This window comes from Arthrobacter sp. NEB 688 (assembly GCF_013201035.1).
GTDB lineage: Bacteria > Actinomycetota > Actinomycetes > Actinomycetales > Dermatophilaceae > Phycicoccus.
The window spans coordinates 3,286,841-3,312,839 of record NZ_CP053707.1; the positions used below are offsets into that span (position 1 = coordinate 3,286,841).

Consider the following 25,999-nt stretch of genomic DNA (forward strand, 5'->3'; position numbering starts at 1 on the left):
TGTAGGAGTCGTGCCGGTGCTCGACCGGACGGCCCTGCGCGAGACCGGGCGTGCGGCCGGCGGCCGGGCGCACGCGCCAGGTCGCCACCCCACCGAGGGAGCGCACGATCGCGACCACGTCGTCGCGCAGGCGGGGCGAGGTCGTCGAGTACTGCACCCGGCAGGTGCGGTCGGTCTGGGTGACCGGCCCACCGTCGGAGTCGAGCAGCCCCTCGAGCACCGCGAGCCGCACCCACGGCGCGTTGTCGAGGTAGACCTGCGGGACGAACTTCGTGTGGGACGTCGTGCCCGCCAGACCGAGGTCTCGCACGACCTCGGTGACCGGGTTCGCGACCCGGAGGCCGCCTCGGGAGTGGCCGCGGTGGCGCAGGACGTGGTCGTAGCCGGTCTTGCGGGTGACGTCGACGGCGAGCAGCGGCTCGCCGAGGGCCTCCTGCAGGCGCTCAACGAGCTCGGGGTCCGCCGTGGTGAACGACGGGGTGGTCGACGTCGTCAGGCAGCCGTCGCCCAGCAGCAGCCCGAGCGCGTACGGGTCCATCGGGACGTCTTGGGGCACGACCTCGACGGCGTCGACGAGGGGCAGCTCGAAGCGGTGGGCGTGGCCCCGGCGCAGCCGACCGACCATCTCGGACGTCTGCACGGTGCGCCAGCGGCCGTGTCGCCTGTCGTCCGGCGTCCGGACGGTCCAGAGGTGCTCGCCGCACGCGAGGGTGGAGGCGCCGTCCTGCGTGGTGACGCGGAAGACCTCCTTGCGGCCCTGCGGGTAGACGCCGATGACGGGGGTGGGACGGCCGTCGGAGCCGGTGACGAGGTCGCCGACCTGCAGGTCCCCGAACCGTCGGAACCCGTCCGGGGTGTGGACCCGGCTGTCGAGGGGCTGGGCGCGGCCGCGCATGTAGGCCAGGGGTGCGACCTCGACGGTGCCCGAGGCCATGAGCTTGGGGATCGACTCGGGGTCGACCATGTCGTGCAGCGCGTCGTAGAGCGGGCGCAGGTAGGGGTCGATCTTGTCGTTGAGGGTGCCGGGCAGGAAGCCCAGCCGCTCCCCCGCCTCGACGGCCGGTCGGGTGAGGATGATGCGGTTGACCTGCTTGGCCTGCAGCGCCGCGACGGCCTTGGCCATCGCGAGGTAGGTCTTGCCGGTGCCGGCGGGGCCGATGCCGAAGACGACCGTGTTCTCGTCGATCGCCTCGACGTAGCGCTTCTGGTTGAGCGTCTTGGGCCGGATGGTGCGCCCGCGGCTGCTGACGATGTTCATCGTCAGGACGTCGGCGGGGCGCTCCTTGGTCTGCGCGCGGAGCATCTGGATGGAGCGCTCGACGGCGTCGCGGTTGAGCGGCTGGCCGCCGTCGATGACGTCGAGGAGCTCGTCGAGCAAGCGCTCGATGAGCGCGACGTCGGCGCTCGGGCCGGCGAGGTGGAACTCGTTGCCGCGCACGTGTACCTGCACCTGCGGGAACTGGCGCTCCATCGTCCGCAGCATCTCGTCACGGGGCCCGAGGAGCGTCACCATCTGGACGTCGGCGGGGATCGTGACCGTGTGCAGCGGCACGTGCGGTTGGCTGGGGCTGGAGCCGGCGTCGGTGGCCGGGCCGTCGGTCTGCGCGTCTGACATCGTCGGGCCAGTCTACGGGCCGGGACCGACGGGGATCACGCGGGAATGCGCGCCGGTCAGCCGGGGGGCCAGGTCAGCTCGCGGCCGCCGAGGACGTGCAGGTGGCAGTGGAAGACCGTCTGCTGCGCCGCGGCCCCGGTGTTGGCGACGAGCCGGAAGCCCTCGAGCCCGTCGGCCTCGGCGACCTGCCGCGCGAGGGAGACGGCGTCGGCGAGCTCCTCGGGGGCCTCGGCGGCGAGGGTCCCGACGTCGGGGACGTGCCGACGAGGGATGACGAGGGCGTGCGTCGGCGCCTGCGGGCTGATGTCGCGGAAGGCCAGCGAGTGGTCGGTCTCGGCGACGACGTCGGCCGGGACCTCCCCCGCGAGGATGCGGCAGAACAGGCACTCGGAGGTCTCGCTCATGGGGCGACCCTAGACGCCGGGGCGGGTGTCGGTGCGGCCTGCTGCACTGGGGGTCCACACAGAGCGGGAGGAACGGCATGACGGTGCGGTGGACGGTGGCGGTCGACAGCGCGGACCCACCACGGGTGGCCGCGTTCTGGCGTGAGGCGCTCGGCTACGTGGACGCGCCCCCACCCGAGGGGTTCGCCTCGTGGGAGGAGTGGAACCGCTTCTTCGACGTGCCGGAGGAGGAGTGGGACGACGGCGCCTTCCTCGTCGACCCGGAGGGCGCCCTCCCCCGGCTGTCGTTCCTCCGGGTGCCCGAAGGCAAGGCGACGAAGAACCGCCTGCACCTGGACCTGCAGGTGAGCGGGGGCGCCACCGCCCACCGGACGAGCGGCAGCAGGCGATCGGGTCGGCGGTGCGGCGGCTGGTCGCGGCCGGCGCCACGGTCCTCGACGAGCACCACCATGACGGGGCGCTGGACCACGTCGTCCTCGCGGACCCGGAGGGCAACGAGCTCTGCGTCGTCTGAGCCACCGCCGGCCGGCCTCACATGGTCGGGCGCGCCTGCACGACCCGCCAGCTGCGCCCCTCGGGGTCCACGACCTCGAAGAACGGCAGGCCCCACGGGCTGACCACCGGGCCCACCGCGTCGCCGCCGCGCGCCGCGACCCGGGCCTGCTCGACGACGACGTCGTCGACGTAGATCCAGGGCTGGTCGGCCGCGGGGTCGAGGGTGGCACCGTCGGGCAGCGGCTCGACGACGATGCTGGTCCCGGCGGACCGCAGCTCGAGCCACGGGTGACCGTAGGCGGTGTGCGGCAACGGGTCCGGCTCCTGCGGCAGGGGGTCGGGGGTCCCGAGGCCCAGCACGTCCGCGAGCCAGCGGGCCGCGGCGGCCGGGCGGGCGTAGCGCACGGTCAGCCCGAAGCGGGCGATGTCGCGGACGGCATGGGCGGTCGACCCGCGGCGTTCCACCCACGGCCCGAACCACTTCGGCACGGTGCGGACCCAGGCCGTGCCGCCGGCGTCCCGCCCACCCGGCCGCAGCGTGGCGGTGACGCTCACGAGCGTCCCGGTGCCGGTCGCCTCGAAGACGACCTCGGTCGAGACGTCGTCGAGCGAGCTGTCGAAGGCCAGCCGGCGACCCGGGTCCCACGCCGTGATGCGGGCCAGCTCGAGCACGTCCTCGCCCGCCTCGTCGTACACCTCCAGGAGCCGCCCGCCGGTCCCCGGCTCGCACCGCATCGTGCGCAGGCGCCCGCCGTCGACGTGGTTGATCGGCCCCCGCACCCACCAGAGGTCGAGCTCGTCGGTGAAGACGGCGAACGCCACCTCCGGCGCCGCCGGCACCTCCACCCGCGAGGTCGTCGTGCCCTGCTCCTGCTCCTGCTCGCTCATCCGTCCGCTCCCGTCGTCGTGCGCAGCTCCACGTGGCGGCGGTACGCCTCGAGCTGCTCGTCCCATCCGGTCTGCACCCGGTCCAGCCACGCGCGCACCTCGTCCACCGGGCCCCCGTCGAGCCGGAAGACGCGCAGCCGGGCGTCGCCCTCCCCCCGGGCGTCGGCCACGAGGCCGGCCGCCAGCAGGGTGCGCAGGTGCTTGCTCATCGTCGGGGCGCTGACCCCGACGATCCGGGCCAGCTCGCCGGCGGGCTGCGGCCCGCGGGCCAGCTCCTCGACGACCCGCGCGCGGACCGGGTCCGCGAGGGCGCGCAAGAGGCCCGTCAGGTGCAGCGTGTCCGTCGTCATGACGGCAATGGTTGCCGCATATGGTAACCGACGTCAAGAGGCCCGACGCCGGGAGCGTGCACGAATCGTCGAAGGTGTCGAACGATGCACACCGCCGACCCGCTGCACGTGCACCAATCGTCGAAAGCGTCGAAAGTTGCACACCGCCGACCCGCCGCCCGTGCACGAATCGTCGAAAGCGTCGAAAGATGCACACCGGCCGCATCCCGGGCCCGACCGTCAGCGGGTCGGAGGCGGCTCCGGACGGGTCAGCGCCAGCGGGCGGCGGCGCTGAGGACCGCGAGCGCGGCGGGGCCGGCGCTCGAGGCGCGCAGCACGGTCGAGCCCAGCCGCACCGTCCGCGCCCCGACGGCCTCGAGGGCCGCGACCTCCTCCGGCGCGATGCCGCCCTCGGGACCGACGACGACGAGCACGTCGCCGGCGTCCGGCAGCGCCACCCCGGCCAGCGGCAGCCCGGCGTCCTCGTGCAGGACGAGGACGAGCGCGGCGCCGCGGGCGCGCTGGACGAGGCCCGCGATGGTGACCGTCGGGCCGAGCACCGGGCGACGGGTGCGCCGCGACTGCTTCGTGGCCGCGACGAGCACGGCGTCCCACTTGCGCCGGGCCTTCTCGCCGCGTTCCCCCCGCCACTGGACGATGCTGCGGGCGGCCTGCCAGGGCACGACCTCGTCGACGCCGCACTCCGTGGCCGCCTCGACCGCCTGGTCGTCGCGCTCGCCCTTGGCCAGGGCCTGCACGAGGACGAACCGCGGCGAGGGCTCGGGCTCGTCGAGCACCTCGTCGACGCGCAGGTCGAGCACGTCGCGCCCGACCTCGACGACCTCGCCGCGCACCGCACGCCCGGACCCGTCGGCGAGCACCAGGTGCTCACCGATCCGGGTGCGCCGCACCGCGACCGCGTGCCGACCCTCGGGGCCGTCGAGCCGCACGAGCCCGCCGGGGGCGACGGCGTCGAGCGTCCCGGCGGGCACGAGGTGGACGGGCAGGGTCATCGGCGGGGCCGGCCTCAGCGGGCCTTGAAGGCGTCGCGCAGCTTGCCGAAGAGGCCGCCGTCGGCGGGGTTGGCCATCTTCCCCTGCGGGCGCTCCTCGCCGCGCAGGGTCGCGAGCCGCCGCAGCAGCTCCTCCTGCTCGGCGTCGAGCTTCGTCGGCGTCTGCACGCTCGTGTGGACGATGACGTCACCGCGGCCGCCACCGCGCAGGTGGGTGACCCCGAGGCCGCGCAGCGTCAGCGTGTCGCCGGACTGCGTGCCCCGCCGGATGTCGAGCTCCTGCTGGCCGTCGAAGGTGTCCATCGAGAGCGAGGCCCCGAGCGCGGCGGCGGTCATCGGCAGCTCGACGCTCGCGTGGAGGTCGTCGCCCCGCCGCTGGAAGACCGCGTGCTTGCGCACCGCGACCTCGACGTAGAGGTCGCCGGCCGGGCCGTTGCCCGGGCCGACCTCGCCCTCGCCGGCCAGCTGGATGCGGGTGCCGGTGTCGACCCCGGCCGGGACGCGCAGGGTCAGCGTGCGGCGGGTGCGGACCCGGCCGTCGCCGCTGCACTCGTAGCAGGGGTCGGTGATGATCTGGCCGAAGCCCTGGCAGGTCATGCATGGACGGGTCGTCATCACCTGGCCGAGAAAGCTGCGCTGGACCTGCCGGATCTCGCCGCGGCCCTCGCAGACGTCGCAGGTGCGGGTGCCGGTGCCGGGCTGGCGGCCGTCGCCGTGGCAGGTGCCGCAGCCGACGGCGGTGTCGATGGTCAGCTCCTTCTCGCCACCGAACACGGCGTCGCCGAGGTCGATGTCGAGGCGGACGAGGGCGTCCTGGCCACGCGCGGTGCGCGAGCGCGGGCCGGCGGTCGGCCCGGCGCCCTGGCCGCCGAAGAACGCGTCCATGATGTCGCTGAACGAGAAGCCCTGGCCGAAGCCGGCCGCCCCGCCCGAGTACGGGTCGGCGCCCATGTCGTACTGGCGGCGCTTGTCGGCGTCGGAGAGCACGTCGTAGGCCTGCGAGACCTTCTTGAACTGCTCCTCGGCCTCGGCGCCGGGGTTGACGTCCGGGTGCAGCCGGCGCGCGGCCTTGCGGTAGGCGCGCTTGATGTCCTCGGGGCTCGCGTCGCGGGCGACGCCGAGGTCGGCGTAGTAGTCGTTCACGGGTGGGGGGTCCTCCGTGGGTCGGTGGGTGGCTCGCCTCAGTCGGCGAGGATGCGGGAGACGTACGTGGCGACGGCGCGGACGGCTGCCATCGTCGAGGGGTAGTCCATGCGGGTCGGGCCGACGACGCCGAGACCGGCGACGAGGTCGGCGCCGGAGCCGTAGCCGGTGCTCACCATCGAAGTCGACTGCAGCCCGGCGTAGGGGTTCTCGTGCCCGATGCGGACCGCGAGGCTGCCGCCCTGCTCCGCGACGGTGCCGAGCAGGCGCAGGAGGACGACGTGCTCCTCGAGCGCCTCGAGCACCGGGCCGATGCTCGCCGTGAAGTCGCCGCCCGCGCGGGCGAGGTTGGCGGTGCCGGCGAGGACGAGCCTCTCCTCGCGCTCCTCGACGAGGGAGTCCTCGAGGGCGCCGACGACGGCCCGGACGACCGGTCGCGCGTCGGCCTCGAAGCGCTCGGTGACCCCCGCCAGCTCGGTCGAGGCGTCGGCGAGCGTGCGCCCGGTCGTGGCGGCGTTGAGCTCGGTGCGCAGCGCCGACAGCACGCGCTCGCCGTCCTCCGTCGTGAGGTCGCCGGGGACCTCGATGACGCGCTGCTCGACCCGGCCGGTCGTCGTGATGAGGACGACGAGCAGCCGCTCGCCGCCGATCGGCACGAGCTCGACGTGCCGCACCGAGGAGCGCGAGAGCGACGGGTACTGCACGACGGCGACCTGGCGGGTCAGCGACGCGAGCAGCCGGACGGTGCGGTCGACGACGTCATCGAGGTCGACCGCGCCCTCGAGGAAGTGCGCGATGGCGCGCTGCTCGGCGGTCGACATCGGCTTGATCTGCGAGAGGCGGTCGACGAACAGCCGGTAGCCGGCGTCGGTGGGGACGCGGCCGGCGCTCGTGTGCGGCGCGGCGATGAGGCCGTCCTCCTCGAGCGCGGCCATGTCGTTGCGCACCGTCGCCGCGGAGACCCCGAGGTGGTGGCGCTCGAGGAGTGCCTTGGAGCCGACGGGCTCGGAGGTGTGGACGTAGTCCTGGACGATCGCCCGGAGCACGCGCAGTCGGCGGTCCTCGCTCATCGGTGCACCTCCAGGGGCTGCTCGGCGGTTCGGGCGGACGACGCGGCGGGTACTGGCACTCTCGTCGTCCGAGTGCCAATGCTACGTCGTCGCACCGTCGGGCGCGAAAGCCGAGGGGGCCTCGCGCGTGCCGGTCCCGCGACCCGCCCGTCCGCGCGACTAGCCTCGCCGCCGTGGTGGACAGGTACGGATCCGACGTGCTCTCCGGCGACTGGCGCGCCCCGAAGCGGGGACGCTCGGTCGACCTGCCGGCCGAGCCGGGCACGGTCGTCGAGGACGTCGAGACCGGCTGGGTCGGTGCGGTGGTGCGGGTCGAGAAGGCCGGCGGCATCCACGTCGTGCACCTCGAGGACCGCCGCGGCCGGACGAAGGGGTTCCGGCTCGGGCCGGGCTTCCTCGTCGACGGCGCCCCGGTGACGCTCGTCGCCCCCCGGGCGGCCGAGGCGCAGCGCCTCGCCGCCGCGCGGGCCGCGAGCACCCGGACGGCCAGCGGCTCGGTCGCGGTCCACGGGCAGCGGGCCCGCGTCGCGAGCGGCTCGCGCATCTTCGTCGAGGGCAAGCACGACGCCGAGCTCGTCGAGAAGGTCTGGGGCCACGACCTGCGGGTCGAGGGCGTCGTCGTCGAGATGCTCGACGGGGTCGACGACCTCGCCGGCGCCATCCGCGACTTCGCCCCCGTCCCCGGCCGCCGGATGGGGGTCCTCGTCGACCACCTCGTCCCCGGCACCAAGGAGTCGCGCGTCGTCGACGAGGCACGGGCGCTGCGGCCCTGGGCGCAGCACGTGCTGGTCGTCGGCCACCCCTACGTCGACGTCTGGCAGTCGGTGAAGCCCGGCCGCCTCGGGATGGACGCCTGGCCGGTCATCCCCCGCGGCACCTCGTGGAAGCACGGCATCGCCGCGCACCTCGGCTGGCCGCACGCGACCCAGGCCGACATGGCGCACGCCTGGCGCCGCATCCTCGCCTCGGTCGGGTCCTGGACCGACCTCGAGCCCGAGCTGCTCGGGCGCGTCGAGGAGCTCATCGACTTCGTGACCGCGCCCGAGTAGGGGTCAGCGGGCGGCGCGCGCGGCGGCCACGCCGACGTCGAGCCAGGCCCGCAGCTCCGCGTCGTCCTCGAGCACCGAGGCGTGGACGTCGACCCAGCCGCGGCTGGTCCGCCCCTTCATGACCATCGACTCGACGCCGGCCCGGGCCACCAGCTCGGCGAAGCGCTCCGGCCCGGTCCGCACGAGGAGCCCCCGCGGCCCGACCGAGCAGGCGAGCGCGCCGTCGACCATGAAGGCGACGCCCCCGAACATCCGCTTCTCCTCCGCGGGCGGCAGCGCCGCGCGGACCCGCTCGAGCAGCCCCATCGCGCCAGTGTGGCCCCGGGCGCGACCCCGGCGGTAGGGGTCGGCCCTGAGCGCACCCCGACGCCGACCCCGACATGCCCCCGGAACCGCTTGGGCCGGGGCGGCGTCGGGTGTTCGATGGGACCAGACCCACTCCAGGAGGAAGAGATGAGCGAGAACACCCCTCGCGACGACGTCCCGGGCGACGAGCCCACGCAGATCGTGCCGCCGCCGCCCGCCGGGCCCCCGGCCCCGCCCGCGGCGCCGGCGCCGACCCCCGGCTGGCAGACCCCGGCCGCCGGCGAGGTGCCCCCGCCGCCGCCCCAGCCGGCCTACGCCCAGCAGCAGTACGCCCAGGGACAGCCCGCCCACGGCCAGCAGTACGGAGGCTCGGCGCCGCTCTCCCCGCAGGAGGAGAAGACGTGGTCGATGCTCAGCCACGTCATCGGCCTCGCGGCGATGGTCCTGTCGGCCGGCTTCCTCGGCTTCGTCGGCAGCCTCGTCATCTACCTCGTCTACAAGGACCGCGGCCCGTTCGTGCGCGCCCACGCGTCGAACTCGCTCAACGTCCAGATCACGGCGGCCATCGCGGCCGTCGTCGGGTGGCTCCTCATCCTCACCCTCATCGGCGCGATCATCGGCATCCCGCTGCTCATCGCGGCCTTCCTCTACGCCGTGATCGTGCACATCATGGGGGCGATCAAGGCGAACAACGGCGAGTGGTGGGACCCGCCCTTCACGCCGCGCTTCGTCAAGTGACCCGACGCTGACCCCGGACGTGCGCCGGCCGCTCCCCCGATCAGGGACCGAGCAGCCGGCGCACGACCGTGTCGGCGAGCAGGCGGCCGCGCAGCGTGAGGACGGCCCGGCGGTCACGGACGGCGGCGACTCCCTCGAGGAGCCCGTCGGCGACGAGCCCGGCCACCGCGGTGCGGCCCGCGTCGTCGAGCCGACGCAGGTCGAGCCCCTCGCGCAGCCGCACCCCGAGGAGGACCTCCTCGTCGTGGCGCTGCTCGTCGGTCAGGACCTCGCGGGCCGCCGCCGGCGACTCCCCTGCCGCCAGCCGCGCGGCGTACGCGCGCGGGTGCTTGACGTTCCACCAGCGCACGCCACCGACGTGGCCGTGCGCCCCGGGGCCGACGCCCCACCACGCGTCCCCGCGCCAGTAGCCCTCGTTGTGGCGGCACCGGTCGGCCGGGGTCCGCGCCCAGTTGCTCACCTCGTACCAGCCGTAGCCGGCCTGCGCGAGAACGGAGTCCGCGAGCTCGTACTTGTCGGCCTCGTCGTCGCCCTCGGGCTCCGGCAGCTCGCCGCGCGCCACCTGGCGGGCCATCCGGGTGCCCTCCTCGACGACGAGCGCGTACGCCGAGACGTGGTCCGGCCCGAGCGCGATGGCAGCCTCGAGGCTCGTGCGCCAGTCCTCCAGCGTCTCCCCCGGCGTGCCGTAGATGAGGTCCAGGCTCGTCGCGAGGCCGGCGGCGCGCGCGGCCGCGACGGCGTCGCCGACCCGGGCCGGGTCGTGGGTGCGGTCGAGCGTCGCGAGGACGTCGGGCACGGCGCTCTGCATCCCGATGCTCACCCGGGTGAAGCCGCCGGCCGCCAGCGTGGCCAGGCCCTGCGGGGTGACCGAGTCGGGGTTGGCCTCGGTCGTGACCTCGGCGCCCTGGGCGAGCCCGAAGCGCTCGCGCACGCCGTCGAGGAGGCGCACGAGGTCGTCGGCCGGCAGGAGGGTGGGAGTGCCGCCCCCCACGAACACCGTGTCGACGACCGGGGCGGCGTCACCGAGGACGCGCGCCGCGAGGTCGAGCTCGGCGAGCGCCGTGCCCGCGAAGTCCGCGGTGGAGGCCCCGGGTCCGAGCTCGGTCAGCGTGTAGGTGTTGAAGTCGCAGTAGCCGCAGCGCACCGCGCAGAAGGGCACGTGGAGGTAGAGGCCGAACTGCCCGTCCCCGAGGCGGGCGAGGGCGTCGGGGGGCAGCTCGCCGGTGGCGGGCGCGGGGTCGCCGTCGGGCAGTCGGGGCACGCGCCCAGTCTCGCAAGGTCCACGCGCCGGCCGCTCCCCCGCCCCCGGCCGTCCACCGGCGCTGCCTAGGATGACGAGGTGACAGACCGCTGGATCCACCTCGACGGGCTCGTCAACATGCGCGACCTCGGCGGGCTGCCCACCCGTGACGGGCGCACGACCGTGCCGGGGCGGCTGATCCGCTCCGACAACCTCCAGGACCTCAGCGAGGCCGACGTCGACCGGCTCGTCCGCGAGCTCGGGGTCACCGACGTCGTCGACCTGCGCACCGGGGCCGAGGTGCACGTCGAGGGACCCGGGCCGCTGCGCGCCGTCGGCTCGCTGACCCACCACCACCACTCGCTCATCCAGGAGCGCCCGCCGGGCGAGAGCCTGCGCGAGACCGCGGAGCGCGCCCTGCCGTGGAGCGAGGACGAGCCCGAGCGCGACGCCGCCTTCTGGGCGAAGCACTACCTCGGGTACCTCGCGAGGCGACCCGAGGCCGTGGCCGCCGCCCTCGACGTCGTCGCCCGCGCGGAGGGCGCCGCGGTCGTGCACTGCGCCGCCGGCAAGGACCGCACCGGCACGGTCGTCGCGATGGCCCTGTCGGTGGCCGGCGTCCCCCGCGAGGAGGTCGTCGCCGACTACGTGCTGACCGCCGAGCGGCTCGAGCAGATCGTCGGTCGGCTGATGCCGCGGCCGGCGTACGGCGAGGCACTCAAGCGGCAGAGCCTCGATGACCAGCGGCCTCGCGCCGAGTCGATGGAGGCCATCCTCGACGCGGTCGAGGAGGGCTGGGGCGGCGCCGCCGGCTGGCTGCGCGCCCAGGGCTGGTCGGACGCCGACGTCGAGCGCCTGCGTGACCGCCTCACCGTCGAGTAGCGCGGACAGCGTTCAGCGCGAGGGGCGCTCGCTGACGTAGATGGTGATGACGCCCTCGACGACGACCGTCCCGTCGGTGCGCAGCGCCCGCACCCGCACCGGCACGTCGCCGGAGGCACCGACGGCCCAGTCCCCCGGCGAGGTCTCGGCCACGCAGAGCAGGTCCGTCGTCGACCTCGCGAGGTAGCGCACCTCCATCCCGCGCGGGATCCAGCGGTGGGTCGCCGGCGTCGTCGCCTCGGCGAGCAGCCCCATCGCGGCCTCCAGCCCGTTGCAGACCGCGATCGCGTGCACGCCGCCGAGGTGGTTCTGCACGCCCCATCGCTTGGCGACGACGAGCTCGGCGCGGTGCGGGCCGACCTCGCGCACCCGCGGGCGGACGGTGCGGAAGTAGGGCGCCTTGAGCGCGAAGAGCACCGAGAAGGCCTCGCGCCCGAGCGGACGGGCGGCGAGGCGACGGTAGAGGGCGTGGGTGTCGGTCACGCGCCGATGTTACCCACGGGTAGCGCCGCGGGCGTGGGTAGCGTGGCGCCGGTGACCTCCCCCCTCCCCGGACAGCCCGGCTTCGTCGTGCCCGCCCCCGAGGACCGCCCCCGCTTCGAGCGTCGGGCCGTGCGCGTCCTGCTCCTCGACGAGAACGGCCGGGTGCTGCTCCTCGAGGACTCCGACCTCGGCCTCGACCCCGCGCCGCACTGGTGGAGCACCCCCGGCGGCGGGGTCGACCCCGGCGAGAGCGACGCGCAGGCCGTCGTGCGCGAGCTGTGGGAGGAGACCGGGCTGCGGGTCGCCGAGACCGACCTGGCCGGCCCGGTGATGGCCCGCACCGTCGTCCACGGCTGGAGCGACAAGGTCGTCGACCAGGCCGAGACCTTCTGGGTGGTGCGCGTCCCCGCGTTCGACGTCGACACCTCGGGGCACACCGAGGAGGAGCGGATGACCGTCGTCGCCATCACCTGGTGGGACCTCGACGCCCTCGCGGCGACGGGCGACCTCGTCTGGCCGGTGGACCTGCCCGCGCTCGTGGCCCTCGCCGACCGGCCGCAGGAGTGGCGTGACGCGCCGGTCGACGGTGGCCGGGTCGAGGAGTCGACCGTGCCGCTCGGCCCCCTCATCTGAGGGGGCGGGCGCCCCCGCACCCTCGGGTCCCGCCGCGGGTCCCGGCGGCGCACACTCGAGGGACCGCGACACCCCGTCGCGCCCTGACCCCCCGAGGACGCTCGATGCGCCTGGTCCGGCTGTTCGGCACGACCGCCGTGGTCGTCACCGACACGACGCTGCTCACGGGCGACGCCCTCGGCGACGACCGCAGCCGGCGCCTCCTCGCGCGCCTGGCCCTGGCGGCACCCGGGCCGGTGCCCCTCGCCCGCCTCGAGCGCGACCTCGGCCGTCCCACCCTCCTGCGGCGCGACGCCGCGACCCTCGCGCACGCGCTCGGTGCGCCCGGCCTCGTCGTCGAGCAGGACGACGGGTGGATGCTGCGCCCCGGGTGGGCCCGCGTCGACGTCCAGGTCGCCCACGCCCTCTTCGCGCGGGCCGTGACGGCGCCCCCGACGACGACCCTCGCGCTCGTCCTGCGCGCCCTGCGCAGCTGCTGCACCGCGACCCTGCTCGCCTCCGAGGACGACGCCGCGCCGTGGGTGCTCGAGGCCCGGACCCGCCACGACCGGCTGCTGCGCGACGCCCTCGTCCGGGCGGCCGCCGCCGCCCGCGTCCTCCACGACGAGGAGCTCGCCGACGACCTCCTGGCCCGCGCCCTCACCCCGGCGCCGGCCCACCGCCGCGCCGGCTGAGCGCGCGCTCCACCCACCCAGCGGGCTCGCGTCGCCGGCGCGTGCCGCCCCGCCGTGCGCCGCCCCGACCCGCCCCCGGGCACGGCGGCGCCGAGCGACCCCGCACGCCGTCCGCGGCTGTCCGCCACAGGCTTTCCCCAAGGTGGCGCTGGGTCAATGACCGTGTCCATGGCGACCTGCGGACCCGAGGAGCACGGCCATGACCGCGACCACCATCCACCACACCCGACCTGCCACAACGCCCCACCGGGGGCTGACGACCGCGCTCGTCACGCTGCTCGCCGTCGCGCTCGGCCTCGTGGCCCTGCCGGCCCGGGACGCGCTCGCGGCGGCCGGGCAGCCGGCCGTGTCGCCCGTGCTCGACAGCGGGCACGGGTTCCCGACGTGGTTCGAGGACTCCGGCGGGACCCGCCTCGCGCCGTGTCTCGACCCGACCGACACCCGGTGCGTGGTCCTCGCGGACGCGGGCTACGACCCGGCCCGGCCGCAGGTCTTCCCGACCAACTTCCCCTCGGAGTTCTTCTACCTCGTCGCGGACTCGCAGCGGCTGACGACCGCGGGCTGCTCGGGCACCAAGCGCGGCACGGCCTCGGTCCGCCTGGCCCTCGAGGGAGCCTTCGCCAACGGCGCCCCCGTCCCCGGCGAGCAGATGGTCTTCGGTCGCGTCCGCCTCTCGGTGAGCAGCGGCCTGTGCGCCAACGGCACCTACACCGCCACGACGCCGTTCGGCGCGATCTCCTTCCGGACCGACGCCGCGGGCGCCCTCGCCCGCAACCAGGGGACGACCGACGTCGGCTGCGTCCCGGTCGCGCCGGCGACGTGCGACTGGCGCCTGGCGCTCTCGAGCCCCGTCGCCCGCAGCTTCCTGCGGTGGGACCCCGCCGTCGCCCCCGCGGCCCCGGCCGGCTACCTCGGCGACGCCACGACCGCGCACCGCATCGTCGGTGCCACCTACACCGCTCCGGGAGAGGCGTCCCCGGCGAACTACCTGAGCATCGTGGGCACCAAGCTCACGACGCCGCTGCGCACCGACCTGTTCACCGTCGCCGGCAAGGTCGCCGGCGCTCTCGAGGTGTCGCCGCAGTCGGTCACCGTGGGCGCGACGGAGGTCGGCCGGTCCTCGAGCACGCGGGAGGTGACCGTGCGCAACCTCGCAGCCGGCACGACGACCCCCGGCGCCGTGACCGTCGCCGGAGCCGCCGCGGGCGACTTCCGCGTCGTCGACACGACGTGCGTCAGCACCGCGCTCGTGCGTGACGCCACCTGCCTCGTGCGGGTCGAGTTCTCCCCCACCGCGATCGGTGCCCGCACGGCCGCGTTGACCATCACCCACGACGGCCTGCGCTCCCCGACGACGGTCCCCCTCGCGGGCGAGGGCACGGCGCCGCACCAGGTCCCGCACGCCGTCGCGGACCCGACCTCCCTCGGGTTCGGGCAGGAGCGCCTGCGCGTCCCCTCCGCCGCGCGGACGGTCACGGTGGGCAACACCGGGACCGCCCCGCTGACCCTCGGCACCCTCGAGCTGGCCGGCTCGGGTCGCACGCACTTCGAGAAGGGCTTCGACACCTGCACCGGCGCCGTCGTCCCCGTCGGCGGCACGTGCCGGGTCGACCTCTCCTTCCTCCCGCAGGCCGTGGGCGACCAGTCCGCCGCGCTGCGCATCCCGTCGGACGACCCGGCGGGCACGCTCGAGGTCGCCCTCCAGGGCACCGGCTTCGGCGGGGTCGCCCGGGCCGCGTCGACCCTCGACCCGGCCACCGGCTTCCCCCGGTGGTACCAGGACGAGCGTGGCGTGCGGCTCGCGCAGTGCATCGACGCCACCGACCCGAACTGCATCGTCCTCGCCGGTGGCACCTACCCCGGCAGCGGCCCGGTCTCGTTCCCGAGCACGTTCCCGGACGAGTTCTTCTACAGCGTCGTCGACAGCGACCTCATCACCACGCCCGGCTGCGGCGACAGCCCGCCCGGCAAGATGATGGTGCGGATGGCCCTCGAGGCCGCCTTCGTGAACGGCGAGCCGGTCAGCGGCGAGCAGATGACCTTCGGGCGCCTGCGCGTCAACGCGACGAGCGGCCTGTGCGCCGGCCAGGAGTACTCGGTCGTCCACCCGTACGGCACGTACACCTTCACGGCGGACGCCGCGGGCGGGCTCAAGCGCACGACCGGGACGAGCGACGTCGGCTGCCTCGCCGCCACCGTCGACGCCCCGTGCGCCTGGGACCAGGCCATCGCCAGCCCCGTCCTCGGCGGCTTCCTGCGGTGGGACCCGGCGCGCGGCGCCGCGGCCCCCGCCGGCTACCTCGGGGACGCGACGACGCTGCACCGCGTCGTCGGCTCCTCCTTCGTGCCCGTCGGTGAGTCGGCCCCGGCCAACTACGTCCGGCTCGTGCGGGGCGGCGCCACCCTCGCGCAGACCGACCTGTTCACCGTCATGGGCAAGCTCGCCGGCCCGCTCGTCGCCGACCCCGAGGTCGCCGACGCCGGCGGCGTCGAGGAGGGCGCCTCGGGCCCGACCCGCGTCACGCTGCGCAACGAGGGCATCGAGACCGTCGGTGTCACCTCGCTCGCCGTCGCGGGCACCGACGCCGCCGACTTCACGGTGACCGGCGACGCGTGCTCCGGCCGCGACCTCGCGCCGGGCGGCGCGTGCCAGGTCGACCTGGCCTTCGCCCCCGGTGGCGTCGGCGACCGGGCCGCGGTCCTGCGGGTCCGCCACACCGGGCTCAACGACCCGTTCGAGGTGCGCCTGCGCGGGGTCGGCACGGTGGCGGCCGGGGTCGCGGCCCTCTCGTCCTCCGGGGCCCTGGCCTTCGAGCAGCGACACGTCGGCCGTCCCGCGGCCCGGCAGGTCGTCACGGTCTCCAACCGTGGCGGCACGGCGCCGCTCGTCCTCGACGCCCCGACGCTCGTCGGTGGCGACGCCGCGGACTTCGCGGTCGTCGGCACGACCTGCGACACCGAGGTCGCCGTCGACGCGACGTGCACGGTGACCGTCGGGTTCACGCCCTCCGCCACCGGCACCCGCACGACCGCGCTGCGGCTCACCGCCCCCGGTGCGCGCCCCGCGCAGCTCGACGTGGGGCTCTCGGGCCGCGGCAGCACCGCCGACCCGGCGGTCTCGGCCGCCCTGCGTCCCGACGGGTTCCCGCTCTGGTACCAGGACGGCGACGGGGTGCGCCTCGACCTGTGCGACGACCCGGCCGACCCCGGCTGCATCGTCCTCGCGGGCGACGGCTACGACCCGACGCAGCCCGTCGCGTTCCCGGGCAACTACCCGCCGGAGCTGTTCTACGCGGTGGCGGACAGCGACGTCATGCCCACCCCCGGCTGCGACACCGTCGCCCCCGGCACGGCGAGCCTGCGGGTCGCGCTGGAGGCCGCGTTCACCGGGCCGACGGCCGAGGCCGGCCAGCAGCTGGTCTTCGGGCGCACCCGCTTCCACGCGACCGGGCTCTGCCCCGACACCGACTACACGGTGACGACCCCGTACGGGCCGCTGACGGTCCACACGGACGCCTCCGGGTCGGTGGCCCGCAATGCCGCGACGCAGAACGTCGGCTGCGGGGCGGCTCCGTGCGACATGGCGCAGGCCCTGGCCTCGCCCGTCGCCGGCAGCTTCCTCCGCTGGGCCCCCGGGGTCGGTCGGGCCGCGCCCGCCGGGCACCTCGGCGACGCCGTCACCCTCCACCGGGTCGTCGGCGGGACCTACGCACCCGACGGGGTGCCGGTCGAGCACGTCGCGGTCAGCGGGCCGGAGGGCGAGGTCGCCCGCACCGACCTCTTCACGGTCGCCGGCCGCTACGCCACCGGGCTGACGGGTGACGCGGCGCTGGCCTTCGGGGACCACGACCTCGGCACGACCACCGAGCGCACCGCCACCCTGGAGAACGTCGGGACCGGCGCGCTCGCCCTCGGTGTCGTCCGGGTGACCGGTCCGCAGGCCGCCGCCTTCATCCTCGGGGCGGGCACCTGCGCCGGGAGCTCCCTCCCCGGTGACGGGACGTGCACCCAGACCGTCCGCTGGACCCCGACCACGGCCGGGGACGCCACCGCGACGCTCGAGGTGCTCGGCGCCGACGGGACCGTCCTGGCCCGGACGGGCCTGTCCGGCCACGGCATCGAGCCGCCGACGCCGGCCCGCGCCACCGTCTCGCCGACGACGCTCACCTTCGCCGGCCAGCGGGTCACGACGACCTCGACCGCGCAGGTCGTCGGCATCCGCAACACGGGTGGGGCACCGTTGACCGTCACCTCGCTCGGCCTCTCCGGCGCCGCCGCGGCCGACTACACCGCCACGATGGACCCGGGCTGCGCCTCGGTCGTGGCCGGCGCCTCGTGCTCGGTGCGGGTCACGTTCTCCCCCAGCGTGACCGGCACGCGGGCGGCGACCCTGTCCATCCGGAGCAACGACCCGGGCGCCGCCCCGGCCGTGGCGCTGACCGGGACCGGGACGAGCTCGGTGCTCACGCCGAAGTCGACGACCGTCGCGCTCGGGACGGTCAAGCTCGGACGCTCGGCGTCGGCGAGCGTGACGATCACCAACACGGGGACGGCGCCGCTGACGATCACCGGGACGACGTCGACGAGCCGGGCCTACACCGTGGCCCTCGGCACGTGCGCCGTCGCGGTGGCCCCCGGGCGGAACTGCGCCATCACGGTGACGCTCATCGCCCAGGCGGTGGCGGGGTCCTACCCCGCGACCATCGGCTTCGTCAGTGACGCGGCCAACCGGCCGACGGTGGCGTTCACCGCGACCGTGCGCTGAGCCGAGCGACGGGGCCCGGTACCCCCACAGATGTGGGGTACCGGGCCCCGTAGTCTGCGTCTGTCCGCTCGAGTGGCGGAATCCGATACTCGGTGGTAGGACGCCGTCTGCAGGGGACGACGACCGGAGCCGCAGGGGGCTTCACCATGCACAAGATCATGTTGTTCGGCACGACGACGGTGACCGTCGACGGCCGCGAGGTCAGCGGACCGGCGCTCGGCGGGGCCAAGCCCCGCCAGGTGCTCGAGCTGCTCGCCCTCGCGGACGGCGCACCGGTGACCAAGGACCGCCTCGTCGAGATGGTCTGGGGGGACGACGCCCCCGCGTCGGCCGTCCCGACGCTCGAGAGCTACGTCTGCGTCGTCCGGCGGGCCATCGGCGGCCCGGCCGGCGGGCGCGACTCCGTCGTCCAGACCACGTCGGCGGGCTACCGCCTCGACACCTCGCGTGTCCTCGTCGACCGCTCGGAGTGCCTCGCGCTCCTCGCGGGCTCGGCGGGCGCGCCGGCGGCCGACGCCGTCGGGATGGTGCAGGAGGCGCTGGCGCTCGCCCAGGCGCCGCTCCTGGCGTCCGAGAACCGCTCGGCCTGGGCCGACCGGGAGCGCGACCTCGTGACGGCCCGGCTCGCCGAGGCGTGCTGCGCCGTGGCGGCCCGCGCCCTCGCGGACCAGGACGTCCCGGCCGCGACCGAGCTCGCCCGTCGGGCCGTCGAGCTCGCGCCGTTCGACGAGCGGGCCGCCACGGTGCGGATGTCCGCGCTCGAGGCGGCCGGTCGCCGGGCGGAGGCGCTGCGCTGCTACCTCGACCTGCGTCGGCGCCTCGTCGACGAGCTCGGGGTCGAGCCGGGGGCGCAGGCCCGCGCGCACTACCTCCGGCTGCTCACGGGGCCCGGGCAGGAGGTGCTCGAGACGCCGTCCCGGACGGAGATCGCCGCGCTGCTCGAGCTCCTCCGCGAGACCCTGGGCCGGGTCCCGGGCCTCGACCCGGCGCCCGTCGACCGCGCCCTCGGGCGGGTCGCCACCCATGCGTTGGCCCTCCTGTGAGGTCGTCCGTCCGGCCATCGTGGGCCGGATCGCTACAGACAGCCGAGCGCCGACCGGTCACACTGTTCGCGTGAGCGACAGGGGGCCCACGGACGGGCCGTCACGGGCGGCCGTGCCGACGGTGCGACGCGTCCTCGTCGTCGACGACCACCGGACCTTCACCGACCTCCTGGGTCGGGCGATCGACGCCGAGCCGGACCTCGAGTGCCTCGGCGCCGCGCACACCGTCGAGGACGCCGTGGCGCGGACCCGCGCGCTCGTGCCCGACGCGGTCGTCATGGACGTCCAGATCGGGGACGGCGACGGGCTCGAGGCCACGTCCACGCTGCTCGCGCACTTCCCCGACCTCCGGGTCGTCGTGCTCACGGCCTTCGCCACGCACTCCCTCCTCGAGCGCGCCATGACGGCGGGGGCGAGCGCCCTGCTGCCCAAGGACGGGACGCTCGAGGACCTGCTCGAGGCGCTGCGCGACACCGGTGGCGGCGGCTTCCGCGTCCATCCGGCGCTCCTGCGGCGGCTGCTCGAGCTGCAGCGCGCCGCTCCCGCCGCCACGGAGACGGTGCGGCTGACCGCCCGCGAGGACGAGGTGCTCCACCTCCTCGCCGACGGGCTCGACCCGGGGTCGATCGCGCGGCGGCTCGGCATCTCGCGGCACACCTCCCGCGGGTACGTCGCCGCGCTGCTCACCAAGCTCGGTGCCCACTCCCAGCTCGAGGCGGTCGCCGTCGCCCGCCGCAGGGGCCTGGTCCGTGACGGCGGCTGAGCCCGGGGGCGGTGCGCCTCCCCGCAGCCGGGTCGTCGTGCGCACCGCGGTGCGGCGCTTCGTCGTCCTGAGCATCGTCACGCTCCTCGTCCTCGGCGCCGGCGCGGTCTTCGTCTGCCACCGCATCGCCCAGGACTCGGCGCTCGCCGAGGCCCAGCTGCGGGGCGCGACCCTCGCCGGCACCGTTGCCGCGCCGCTGGTCGACGAGCGGGTCCGCGAGCGCGACCCGGAGGCGATGGCCAGCCTCGGCACGGTGCTGCGGCGCAGCATGGCCGTGGGGTCCATCCGGCACGTCAAGCTGTGGACCCCCGAGGGCCGCGTCCTCTGGTCGGACGAGAGCGAGCTCATCGGCCGCACCTACGACCTCGAGCCCGTCGTCGACGGCCTCGTCGGGACGACGCGGACGGTGGCCGAGCTCTCGCTCCTCGACAAGGCTGAGAACGTCTCCGAGCGCTCCGAGGTCGAGCTCCTCGAGGTGTACGCGGGCGCCCGGGACGCCGACGGCAAGGACCTCGTCTTCGAGGCGTACTACTCGACGGCCGAGATGCGCGAGCGCGAGCAGGAGATCCTCGGCGCCATCCTGCCCGTCGCCCTCGGAGGGCTGCTGCTGTTCCAGGTCGCCGTGATGCCCCTCGCCATCTCGCTCGCGCGCCGCGTCGAACGCGGTGAGCTGCAACGCATCCGCCTGCTGCGCCAGACCGTCCTCACGACGCACCGCGAGCGCCTGCGCATCGCCCGCGACCTCCACGACGGTGTCGTCCAGGACCTCGCCGGGCTGCGGTACGCCCTCCCCGTCGTCGCCGCCCACGTCTCCGACGCGCCGGAGGCGGCCGCCGCTCGCGACACCCTGGAGCAGGCCCGTGAGATCCTCGGCCGCGACGTCGAGGCGCTGCGCTCGCTCCTCGTCGACATCCACCCGCCGGGCCTCGAGGGCACCGCCTTCCGGGACGCCGTCGAGGACCTCGCGGAGCGGACCCGGCGCGCCGGGCCGGAGGTCTGGCTCGAGATGCCCGAGCGCTCGGAGTGGTCGATCGACGTCGCGCGCGTCTGCTACCGGGTGGTCCAGGAGGCGCTGCGCAACGTCGCGACGCACGCCGGGGCCGCCAACGCCTGGGTCGACGTCGAGACCGTCGAGCGGCAGGTGCGCGTGGTCGTCGCCGACGACGGTCGGGGGATGCCGCCCGGCGGCACGCAGGACGGTCACGTGGGGCTGCGGCTGCTCGCCACCCACCTCGAGGACCTCGGGGGCTCGCTCGAGGTGGCACCCCGCCCGGGCGGCGGTACGCTGCTGAGGGCGCTCGTCCCCGCCGACCTGCCGGCCGGCACCTGAGCCACAGGGTTTCCCCAAGCGCGATGCCCGAGACTCGTCCCGTTCAGCCGTCCCCCACCCCTGTCAGGGAGGACCGATGATCCGGATGCTCCTCGCCGACGACCACGAGGGGATCCGGCTGGGCGTCAGGGCACTCGTCGACGCCGAGCCGGACCTCGAGCTCGTCGGCATGGCGACCACCGGTGAGGACGCCGTGCAGCTGGCCGGCAGCCACGACCCCGACGTCGTCCTCATGGACCTCTCGATGCCCGGCCGCGGTGGCCTGTGGGCCCTGACGGAGATCCGTCGCACCCGCCCGGCCACCCGCCTGGTCGTCCTCACGAGCGACGGGCGCGCCGCGACCCTGCGCGCCGCCGTCGCCGCCGGGGCCGACCGCTGCGTCGGCAAGGACGAGGAGGTCGACGCGCTGCTGCGCGCCGTCCGGGAGGGCGCGCCGACCCCAAGGTGACCCCAAGGACCCTCGCCCATCCTCGTCGTGGGGCCGACCGGCCCCACCGGGAATCGTGGGCAAGGCAGGGAACGACCCATGGGAATCACTCGTCGTGACGCACTGAAGCTGGGTGTCGTCGGAGGTGCCCTCGCGGCCCTCCCGCTGGAACGGATGGCGTTCGCCGCCACCATCGTCAACCGGATGCCCGCGAGCAAGATGGTGAAGCCGTTCACCCTCCCGTTCGTGGTGCCCCCGGTCCTCTCGCCGACCGGGTCGCAGGAGGTCGCCTGCACGGACGGGCAGATGCGCTCCTACGACCGGTACGACATCACCCAGACCTTCTCCGTGACGACGATCATGCCGGGCTTCCGGACGCCGTTCTTCGGCTACAACGGGGTCACGCCCGGGCCGACGATCGTCAACCGGCGCGGCCGGCCGATCGTCGTGCACCAGACCAACCTGCTGCACCAGCCGCCCGCGAGCGCGCCGAACGCCGCCGTGCCCTCGCGCTACTCCACCGACCCGCTCGACCGCTGGACCTCGACCCACCTCCACGGCTCGGCGTCGCTCCCCCAGTACGACGGCTACGCCTCCGACGTGACGCTGCCCGGGCGCACCAAGCGCTACGTCTACCCGAACTGCCAGGAGGCCCGCACCCTCTGGTACCACGACCACGGCGTCCACCACACCTCGCAGAACGCGTACAACGGCCTGGCCGGGATGTACGTCCTCCACGACGACGTCGAGACCTCCCTCGGCATCCCGCAGGGCCGCTACGACGTCCCGCTCATCGTCAAGGACGTCATGCTCGACACCAAGGGCGGGCTGATCTACGAGGACAACAGCGAGTCGGGCGCCTACGGCGACATCGTCCTCGTCAACGGCGTGCCGTGGCCGGCCATGCAGGTCGAGCCGCGCAAGTACCGCTTCCGGATGCTCAACGCGTCCGTCTCGCGCTCCTACGAGTGGCAGCTGCACGACGGCAAGAGCGCCGTGCCGATGACCGTCATCGGCACCGACGCCGGCCTGGTGCCCCAGCCGCAGGTCGTCTCGTCGCTGCGGCACGGCATGGCCGAGCGCTACGAGGTGGTCATCGACTTCGCGCCGTACGCGCAGAAGCCCGGTCAGGCGCCGGCGAAGCTGACGCTCAAGAACCTCGGCCCGAAGAACAACGTCGCCGAGGCCACCGCGCTGTACGCGATGCAGTTCGTCGTCGGCCCGGAGTCCTCCGTGCAGAGCACCGAGAACAACGCCGTGCCGACGCTGTGGAACTCCGCCGTCGCGCCCCAGGAGTGCATGACCTGGACCGAGGCGGGCCTGCTCGCCCAGGGCGTGACGCAGCGCCGCTTCGCGTTCGTGCGCGCCAACGGGCACTGGACGATCAACGGCGAGACCTGGCAGGACGTCGTCGACAGCGACTACACGCACTGCATGGCCGAGCCGGAGCAGGGTGCGGTCGAGATCTGGGAGCTCGCGAACACCTCCGGCGGCTGGTTCCACCCGGTGCACATCCACCTCGTCGACTTCCAGGTGCTCTCGCGCAACGGCAAGGCGAGCCTGGTGCGGCCTCACGAGAAGGGCGGCAAGGACGTCGTCTACGTCGGCGAGAACGAGACGGTGCGGGTGGCCATGCGGTTCGCCGGGCCGTCGGCCGGCGAGGGGTGGGAGACCCCCCGGGGGCGCTACATGATGCACTGCCACAACCTGGTCCACGAGGACCACGACATGATGATGCAGTTCAGCGTCGGCGACCCGGACCACGACCCCGAGTGCGACCCGATCACCGCCGACCCGGCGTGGTGACCGCCGTGGCCGCCACCACGGCCCCCGTGCGACCGGCCGGCCCCCGCCGGCCGGTGCGCCGCGGGAGGCGCCTGGTCGACGCCGCCCTCCTGCTCGCGCTGGTCCTCCTCGTCGGCCGGTTCGCGCTGGAGCCGGTCCTCGTGCCCACCTCGAGCATGGAGCCGACGCTGCACGCGGGCTCGCACGTCCTCGTCGACCACGTCGGGCCCCTGGTGCGCGGCTACGGGCGCGGCGACGTCGTGCTCCTCGACGCGCCGGACGGCAGCGGCCTGCTCGTCAAGCGGGTCGCCGCCGTCGGTGGCGAGGACGTCGCGATCCTCGACGGCGTCCTCAGCGTCGACGGCATCCCGGTCGACGAGCCGTGGGTCGACCCCGGTGACGTCGACTCGGTCTACGCCGAGCTCGGGCGGGTGCCCGCCGGGCACGTCGTCGTCCTCGCCGACCATCGCCCGGACGCGCGCGACTCGCGCTCGTTCGGCCCGGTGGCCCTCGACGCCCTCCACGGGCGCGTCGTCGCGACGGTCTGGCCGCTCGGCGACGCCGGGGGCACCCCGTGAGCGCGGCCCGCACCCGACGGGGGTGGTCGGCGCGGCTCGTCGCGGTCCTCGCCGCCGTCGTCGGCCTCGCGCTCGCCGCGGCCACCCCGGCCGCCGCGCACACCGGCCTCGAGGGCAGCAGCCCGGCCGACGGCAGCACGCTGCGGCGCGCCCCCACCACCCTCGTCCTCCGCTTCGCCGACCCCGTGGTCCCCGGTACCGCCGTGGGCGCCCTCGACGGCCCGGGGGGCCGCCACTCCCTGCGGGCGCCCACGGTCCGGGGCGCGACGGTGCGCCTGCGCCTGGACGGGCCGGCGACGCCCGGGCGGTACACGCTCGCGTGGCGCGTCGTCGCGGCCGACGGGCACCCCGTCTCCGGGACGCTCACCTTCCGGGTCTCCCCGGCCCCCGCGGCGGCCGCCTCGCCGTCCGTGGAGGCCTCCGCGGCGCCGGCTGCACCGGACCGGTCCGGAGCGACCGGGGCACCGGCCGAGCCCGCCACCGACGCGCTGGCGGTCGTCGAGGGCGCAGGGTCCGGCGACCCGGCCACGACACCCACGGCCGGCGGCCCGCTGCTGGCCTGGGGCCTCTTGGCCGGCCTCGTCGCCCTCGGCGCCGCCGGGCCCGCCGTCCTGCGCGGCCGACGACGCGCCCCCGCGACGGAGGTGTCGTCGTGAGCGCGCCGGGCCTGCCGCTGCGGGTGGTCTCGCCCGGGCGGCTCGTCGTGGCCACCGCTGTCCTCGGCGCCGCCGTCGCCCTCGTCCTGCTCACCCTCGCCGCGCCCACGGCGGACCCCACGGGCGCGCTCCCCGACGCCGGGGTGGGGGTCGCCCTCCTCACCAGCGGTGCGCGGCTCGCGGCCCGCGTGTGCGCGGTCGTCGTCGCCGGGGGTCTCCTCGTCCCGGCCTGGCTGCTCGCCGGGGACGACGCCCCGCCGCGGGTCCTGCGGACCGTCCGGGTCGCGGCCTGGACCTGGGTCCTCTCCTGCCTGCTCGCGATGCTCGGCGGCGCCGCCGAGGCCCTCGCGGTCCCGCTCCCCGGGGCGCTGACCAGCGGGCGGGTGTGGGCGTTCGTGCCGAGCCTCGAGGGCGGGCGCGCCCTCATGGTCACCGCCGTGCTCGCCGCGTTCGTCGCCGGGGGCACCCTCCTCGTGCGGTCCGCCGCCGAGAGCCTAGCCCTGCTCGGCCTCGCCCTGCTCGCCGTGCTGCCGACGTCGCTCACCGGCCACGTCGCGACCTCCGAGCTGCACGTGCCGGTCAGCGTCGGCACGGCGGTCCACGTCGTCGCCGCCGTCCTGTGGGTCGGCGGGCTGGTCGGGCTGGCGCTGCTCGGGCGATCCCCCTCGCTCGCCGACGCCGTCGGCCGCTTCTCGGGCCTCGCGCTGGTCGCCGTCTCGCTCGTGACGGTCAGCGGCCTGCTCTCGGCCTGGTGGCGGCTGGGCGCCGTCGGGGTCGCGTGGCGGACGACGTACGGCGCCCTCGTGCTGGCCAAGGTCGTGCTGCTCGTCCTCCTGCTCGCGCTCGGGGCGGCCCACCGCCGGGCGAGCCTCCCGGCGCTGCGCCGGGGGTCCAGCCGGGTGTGGTGGCGGCTCGCCGGGGTCGAGACCGCCCTCATGGGGGCGGCGCTCGGTGCGGCCGTCGCCCTCGGGCGCACCCCGACCCCCACCCGTCCCGACGTCGTCGCCCTCCCCCACGGTGGCGTGACGACCGTGGACCGCGCGCTGCCGGCGCCCACCCCGTGGCGCCTCCTCCTCGAGCCGCGCGGGTCCGCCACCGGCGTGGTCGCCCTCGCCCTCCTCGTCCTCGTCGTCGGCCTCGCGGCCGGCCGCCCGGGCCTGGCGCCCCGCGCGGTGGTGCGGGGGCTCGCCGCCGGTCTCGGGGCCGCGGCGGTCCTCGGCTGGCTGCTGCTCGGCGGGCCGGGGGCCTACGGCAGCGCGCTCCTCGCGGTCCACGGCCTGCGGCTCGTCGCGGCGGCCCTGCTCGTGCCGCCTCTGCTCGTCCTCGCGGCGCACCACCTCGTGCCCGGCGCCCTCCCCCGCGGCTCCCGCAGCCCCGTCGACGCCGTGCTGCCCGTCGCGCTCCTCGTCGGCGTGGTCCTCGGCAGCCCGCTGCTCACGGTCTCGCTCGCGCGGGATTCGGTCGGCACGGCCCTCGTCGCCGGCGCGGTGCTCGCCGGGATGCCCGCCGCCCTCCTGCGCGAGCGGGGCGAGCGACGCTGGGCCGCCGGGGTGCTCGTCGTCCTCGGCGTCGTCCTGCTCCTCGTCCTCGTCACCCGGCCCGACGCCTTCGCCCCCGAGTGGTTCGGCGACCTGCCGCTGGACTGGGCGGACCCGGTGCGCGGCACCGGCGTCGGCGAGCGCGCCGCCTGA

General features: G+C 75.6%; 24 protein-coding genes and 3 pseudogenes. 16 read left to right on the forward strand and 11 right to left on the reverse strand.

Annotated elements, in window-relative coordinates; genetic code table 11:
• Positions 1-118: 118 nt before the first annotated feature.
• From HL663_RS19475 to HL663_RS15470, 3 genes and pseudogenes are all read right to left on the reverse strand, one after another.
• Positions 119-895: pseudogene (locus HL663_RS19475) on the reverse strand (hypothetical protein); the annotation flags it as partial.
• Positions 884-1,615, reverse strand: a pseudogene (locus HL663_RS19225) (PhoH family protein); the annotation flags it as partial. The pseudogenes HL663_RS19475 and HL663_RS19225, both read right to left, overlap by 12 nt.
• Positions 1,616-1,671: 56 nt before the next feature.
• Positions 1,672-2,019, reverse strand: a complete 348-nt coding sequence (locus HL663_RS15470; RefSeq protein ID WP_173029199.1) for a histidine triad nucleotide-binding protein — start codon at positions 2,017-2,019, stop codon at positions 1,672-1,674.
• A 77-nt stretch (positions 2,020-2,096) separates the two neighbouring features.
• On the opposite strand from HL663_RS15470, the pseudogene HL663_RS19405 reads away from it, so the two are divergent.
• Positions 2,097-2,309: pseudogene (locus tag HL663_RS19405) on the forward strand (VOC family protein); the annotation flags it as partial.
• A 110-nt stretch (positions 2,310-2,419) separates the two neighbouring features.
• Positions 2,420-2,533: a VOC family protein gene (locus HL663_RS19410; RefSeq protein ID WP_286175703.1), complete on the forward strand. Its 114-nt coding sequence runs from the start codon at positions 2,420-2,422 to the stop codon at positions 2,531-2,533.
• 17 nt (positions 2,534-2,550) lie between these two features.
• Here HL663_RS19410 and HL663_RS15480 read toward each other — a convergent pair whose 3' ends face one another.
• The 5 genes from HL663_RS15480 to hrcA form a co-directional block, all read right to left on the reverse strand.
• A complete protein-coding gene (locus tag HL663_RS15480) occupies positions 2,551-3,402 on the reverse strand; it encodes a bleomycin resistance protein (protein ID WP_173029200.1) in 852 nt (283 codons plus the stop codon).
• Positions 3,399-3,752, reverse strand: coding sequence for an ArsR/SmtB family transcription factor (locus HL663_RS15485; protein WP_173029201.1), 354 nt, complete (start codon positions 3,750-3,752; stop codon positions 3,399-3,401). Before HL663_RS15485 ends, HL663_RS15480 begins: the two co-directional genes overlap by 4 nt.
• 248 nt (positions 3,753-4,000) lie before the next feature.
• A complete protein-coding gene (locus tag HL663_RS15490) occupies positions 4,001-4,744 on the reverse strand; it encodes a 16S rRNA (uracil(1498)-N(3))-methyltransferase (RefSeq protein ID WP_173029202.1) in 744 nt (247 codons plus the stop codon).
• 14 nt (positions 4,745-4,758) lie between these two features.
• On the reverse strand, positions 4,759-5,886 hold the full coding sequence (dnaJ, locus tag HL663_RS15495; RefSeq protein WP_173029203.1) for a molecular chaperone DnaJ: 1,128 nt from the start codon (positions 5,884-5,886) through the stop codon (positions 4,759-4,761).
• A 38-nt stretch (positions 5,887-5,924) separates the two neighbouring features.
• Complete coding sequence (hrcA, locus tag HL663_RS15500) at positions 5,925-6,956, reverse strand: heat-inducible transcriptional repressor HrcA (RefSeq protein WP_173029204.1); 1,032 nt, start codon at positions 6,954-6,956, stop codon at positions 5,925-5,927.
• 173 nt (positions 6,957-7,129) lie between these two features.
• Between hrcA and HL663_RS15505 the strand changes: the two genes are divergently transcribed.
• On the forward strand, positions 7,130-8,005 hold the full coding sequence (locus HL663_RS15505; RefSeq protein WP_173029205.1) for a DUF3097 domain-containing protein: 876 nt from the start codon (positions 7,130-7,132) through the stop codon (positions 8,003-8,005).
• 3 nt (positions 8,006-8,008) lie between these two features.
• Here the strand turns inward: HL663_RS15505 and HL663_RS15510 are convergent, their stop codons facing one another.
• Positions 8,009-8,311 carry a TfoX/Sxy family protein gene (locus HL663_RS15510; RefSeq protein WP_173029206.1) on the reverse strand — a complete coding sequence of 101 codons (303 nt, stop codon included), beginning with the start codon at positions 8,309-8,311 and terminating at the stop codon, positions 8,009-8,011.
• Between the two features lie 147 nt (positions 8,312-8,458).
• Between HL663_RS15510 and HL663_RS19415 the strand changes: the two genes are divergently transcribed.
• The gene (locus HL663_RS19415; protein WP_173029207.1) at positions 8,459-9,049 is read left to right on the forward strand and encodes a DUF4870 domain-containing protein; all 591 of its coding nucleotides are present in this window, start codon (positions 8,459-8,461) and stop codon (positions 9,047-9,049) included.
• A 40-nt stretch (positions 9,050-9,089) separates the two neighbouring features.
• Here HL663_RS19415 and hemW read toward each other — a convergent pair whose 3' ends face one another.
• Complete coding sequence (gene hemW, locus HL663_RS15520; RefSeq protein ID WP_173029208.1) at positions 9,090-10,310, reverse strand: radical SAM family heme chaperone HemW; 1,221 nt, start codon at positions 10,308-10,310, stop codon at positions 9,090-9,092.
• Between the two features lie 78 nt (positions 10,311-10,388).
• On the opposite strand from hemW, the gene HL663_RS15525 reads away from it, so the two are divergent.
• The gene (locus tag HL663_RS15525) at positions 10,389-11,171 is read left to right on the forward strand and encodes a tyrosine-protein phosphatase (protein WP_173029209.1); all 783 of its coding nucleotides are present in this window, start codon (positions 10,389-10,391) and stop codon (positions 11,169-11,171) included.
• Between the two features lie 12 nt (positions 11,172-11,183).
• Here HL663_RS15525 and HL663_RS15530 read toward each other — a convergent pair whose 3' ends face one another.
• Entirely contained in the window at positions 11,184-11,654 is a 471-nt protein-coding gene (locus HL663_RS15530) for a hotdog fold domain-containing protein (protein WP_173029210.1), read from the reverse strand.
• Between the two features lie 51 nt (positions 11,655-11,705).
• Between HL663_RS15530 and HL663_RS15535 the strand changes: the two genes are divergently transcribed.
• The 11 genes from HL663_RS15535 (at position 11,706) to HL663_RS15585 (ending at position 25,999) form a co-directional block, all read left to right on the forward strand.
• Positions 11,706-12,287 (forward strand): NUDIX hydrolase, encoded by a 582-nt coding sequence (locus tag HL663_RS15535; RefSeq protein ID WP_216842594.1) that lies wholly within the window; start codon positions 11,706-11,708, stop codon positions 12,285-12,287.
• 104 nt (positions 12,288-12,391) lie between these two features.
• A complete protein-coding gene (locus tag HL663_RS15540; protein ID WP_173029212.1) occupies positions 12,392-12,961 on the forward strand; it encodes a hypothetical protein in 570 nt (189 codons plus the stop codon).
• Positions 12,962-13,160: 199 nt separating this feature from the next.
• The gene (locus HL663_RS15545; protein WP_173029213.1) at positions 13,161-17,726 is read left to right on the forward strand and encodes a choice-of-anchor D domain-containing protein; all 4,566 of its coding nucleotides are present in this window, start codon (positions 13,161-13,163) and stop codon (positions 17,724-17,726) included.
• A 146-nt stretch (positions 17,727-17,872) separates the two neighbouring features.
• Positions 17,873-18,769, forward strand: a complete 897-nt coding sequence (locus HL663_RS15550; RefSeq protein WP_173029214.1) for an AfsR/SARP family transcriptional regulator — start codon at positions 17,873-17,875, stop codon at positions 18,767-18,769.
• Positions 18,770-18,839: 70 nt separating this feature from the next.
• Positions 18,840-19,532 carry a response regulator transcription factor gene (locus HL663_RS15555; protein ID WP_216842595.1) on the forward strand — a complete coding sequence of 231 codons (693 nt, stop codon included), beginning with the start codon at positions 18,840-18,842 and terminating at the stop codon, positions 19,530-19,532.
• Positions 19,519-20,862, forward strand: a complete 1,344-nt coding sequence (locus HL663_RS15560) for a sensor histidine kinase (protein WP_173029216.1) — start codon at positions 19,519-19,521, stop codon at positions 20,860-20,862. Before HL663_RS15555 ends, HL663_RS15560 begins: the two co-directional genes overlap by 14 nt.
• 76 nt (positions 20,863-20,938) lie before the next feature.
• Entirely contained in the window at positions 20,939-21,310 is a 372-nt protein-coding gene (locus HL663_RS15565; protein ID WP_173029217.1) for a response regulator, read from the forward strand.
• Positions 21,311-21,388: 78 nt separating this feature from the next.
• Positions 21,389-23,095: a multicopper oxidase family protein gene (locus HL663_RS15570; protein ID WP_173029218.1), complete on the forward strand. Its 1,707-nt coding sequence runs from the start codon at positions 21,389-21,391 to the stop codon at positions 23,093-23,095.
• A 5-nt stretch (positions 23,096-23,100) separates the two neighbouring features.
• A complete protein-coding gene (lepB, locus tag HL663_RS15575; protein ID WP_173029219.1) occupies positions 23,101-23,652 on the forward strand; it encodes a signal peptidase I in 552 nt (183 codons plus the stop codon).
• On the forward strand, positions 23,649-24,308 hold the full coding sequence (locus HL663_RS15580) for a copper resistance CopC family protein (protein WP_173029220.1): 660 nt from the start codon (positions 23,649-23,651) through the stop codon (positions 24,306-24,308). Before lepB ends, HL663_RS15580 begins: the two co-directional genes overlap by 4 nt.
• On the forward strand, positions 24,305-25,999 hold the full coding sequence (locus tag HL663_RS15585; protein WP_173029221.1) for a CopD family protein: 1,695 nt from the start codon (positions 24,305-24,307) through the stop codon (positions 25,997-25,999). The genes HL663_RS15580 and HL663_RS15585 overlap by 4 nt, the downstream gene beginning before the upstream one ends.

Excerpts from the sequence above, each read along its gene's own strand:
- HL663_RS15470 (WP_173029199.1), bottom strand. The coding sequence starts at position 2,019 with ATGAGCGAGACCTCCGAGTGCCTGTTCTGCCGCATCCTCGCGGGGGAG.
- HL663_RS15480 (WP_173029200.1), bottom strand. The coding sequence starts at position 3,402 with ATGAGCGAGCAGGAGCAGGAGCAGGGCACGACGACCTCGCGGGTGGAG.
- HL663_RS15485 (WP_173029201.1), bottom strand. The coding sequence starts at position 3,752 with ATGACGACGGACACGCTGCACCTGACGGGCCTCTTGCGCGCCCTCGCG.
- HL663_RS15490 (WP_173029202.1), bottom strand. The coding sequence starts at position 4,744 with ATGACCCTGCCCGTCCACCTCGTGCCCGCCGGGACGCTCGACGCCGTC.
- hrcA (WP_173029204.1), bottom strand. The coding sequence starts at position 6,956 with ATGAGCGAGGACCGCCGACTGCGCGTGCTCCGGGCGATCGTCCAGGAC.
- HL663_RS15510 (WP_173029206.1), bottom strand. The coding sequence starts at position 8,311 with ATGGGGCTGCTCGAGCGGGTCCGCGCGGCGCTGCCGCCCGCGGAGGAG.
- HL663_RS19415 (WP_173029207.1), top strand. The coding sequence starts at position 8,459 with ATGAGCGAGAACACCCCTCGCGACGACGTCCCGGGCGACGAGCCCACG.
- HL663_RS15540 (WP_173029212.1), top strand. The coding sequence starts at position 12,392 with ATGCGCCTGGTCCGGCTGTTCGGCACGACCGCCGTGGTCGTCACCGAC.
- HL663_RS15545 (WP_173029213.1), top strand. The coding sequence starts at position 13,161 with ATGACCGCGACCACCATCCACCACACCCGACCTGCCACAACGCCCCAC.
- HL663_RS15550 (WP_173029214.1), top strand. The coding sequence starts at position 17,873 with ATGCACAAGATCATGTTGTTCGGCACGACGACGGTGACCGTCGACGGC.
- HL663_RS15565 (WP_173029217.1), top strand. The coding sequence starts at position 20,939 with ATGATCCGGATGCTCCTCGCCGACGACCACGAGGGGATCCGGCTGGGC.
- HL663_RS15570 (WP_173029218.1), top strand. The coding sequence starts at position 21,389 with ATGGGAATCACTCGTCGTGACGCACTGAAGCTGGGTGTCGTCGGAGGT.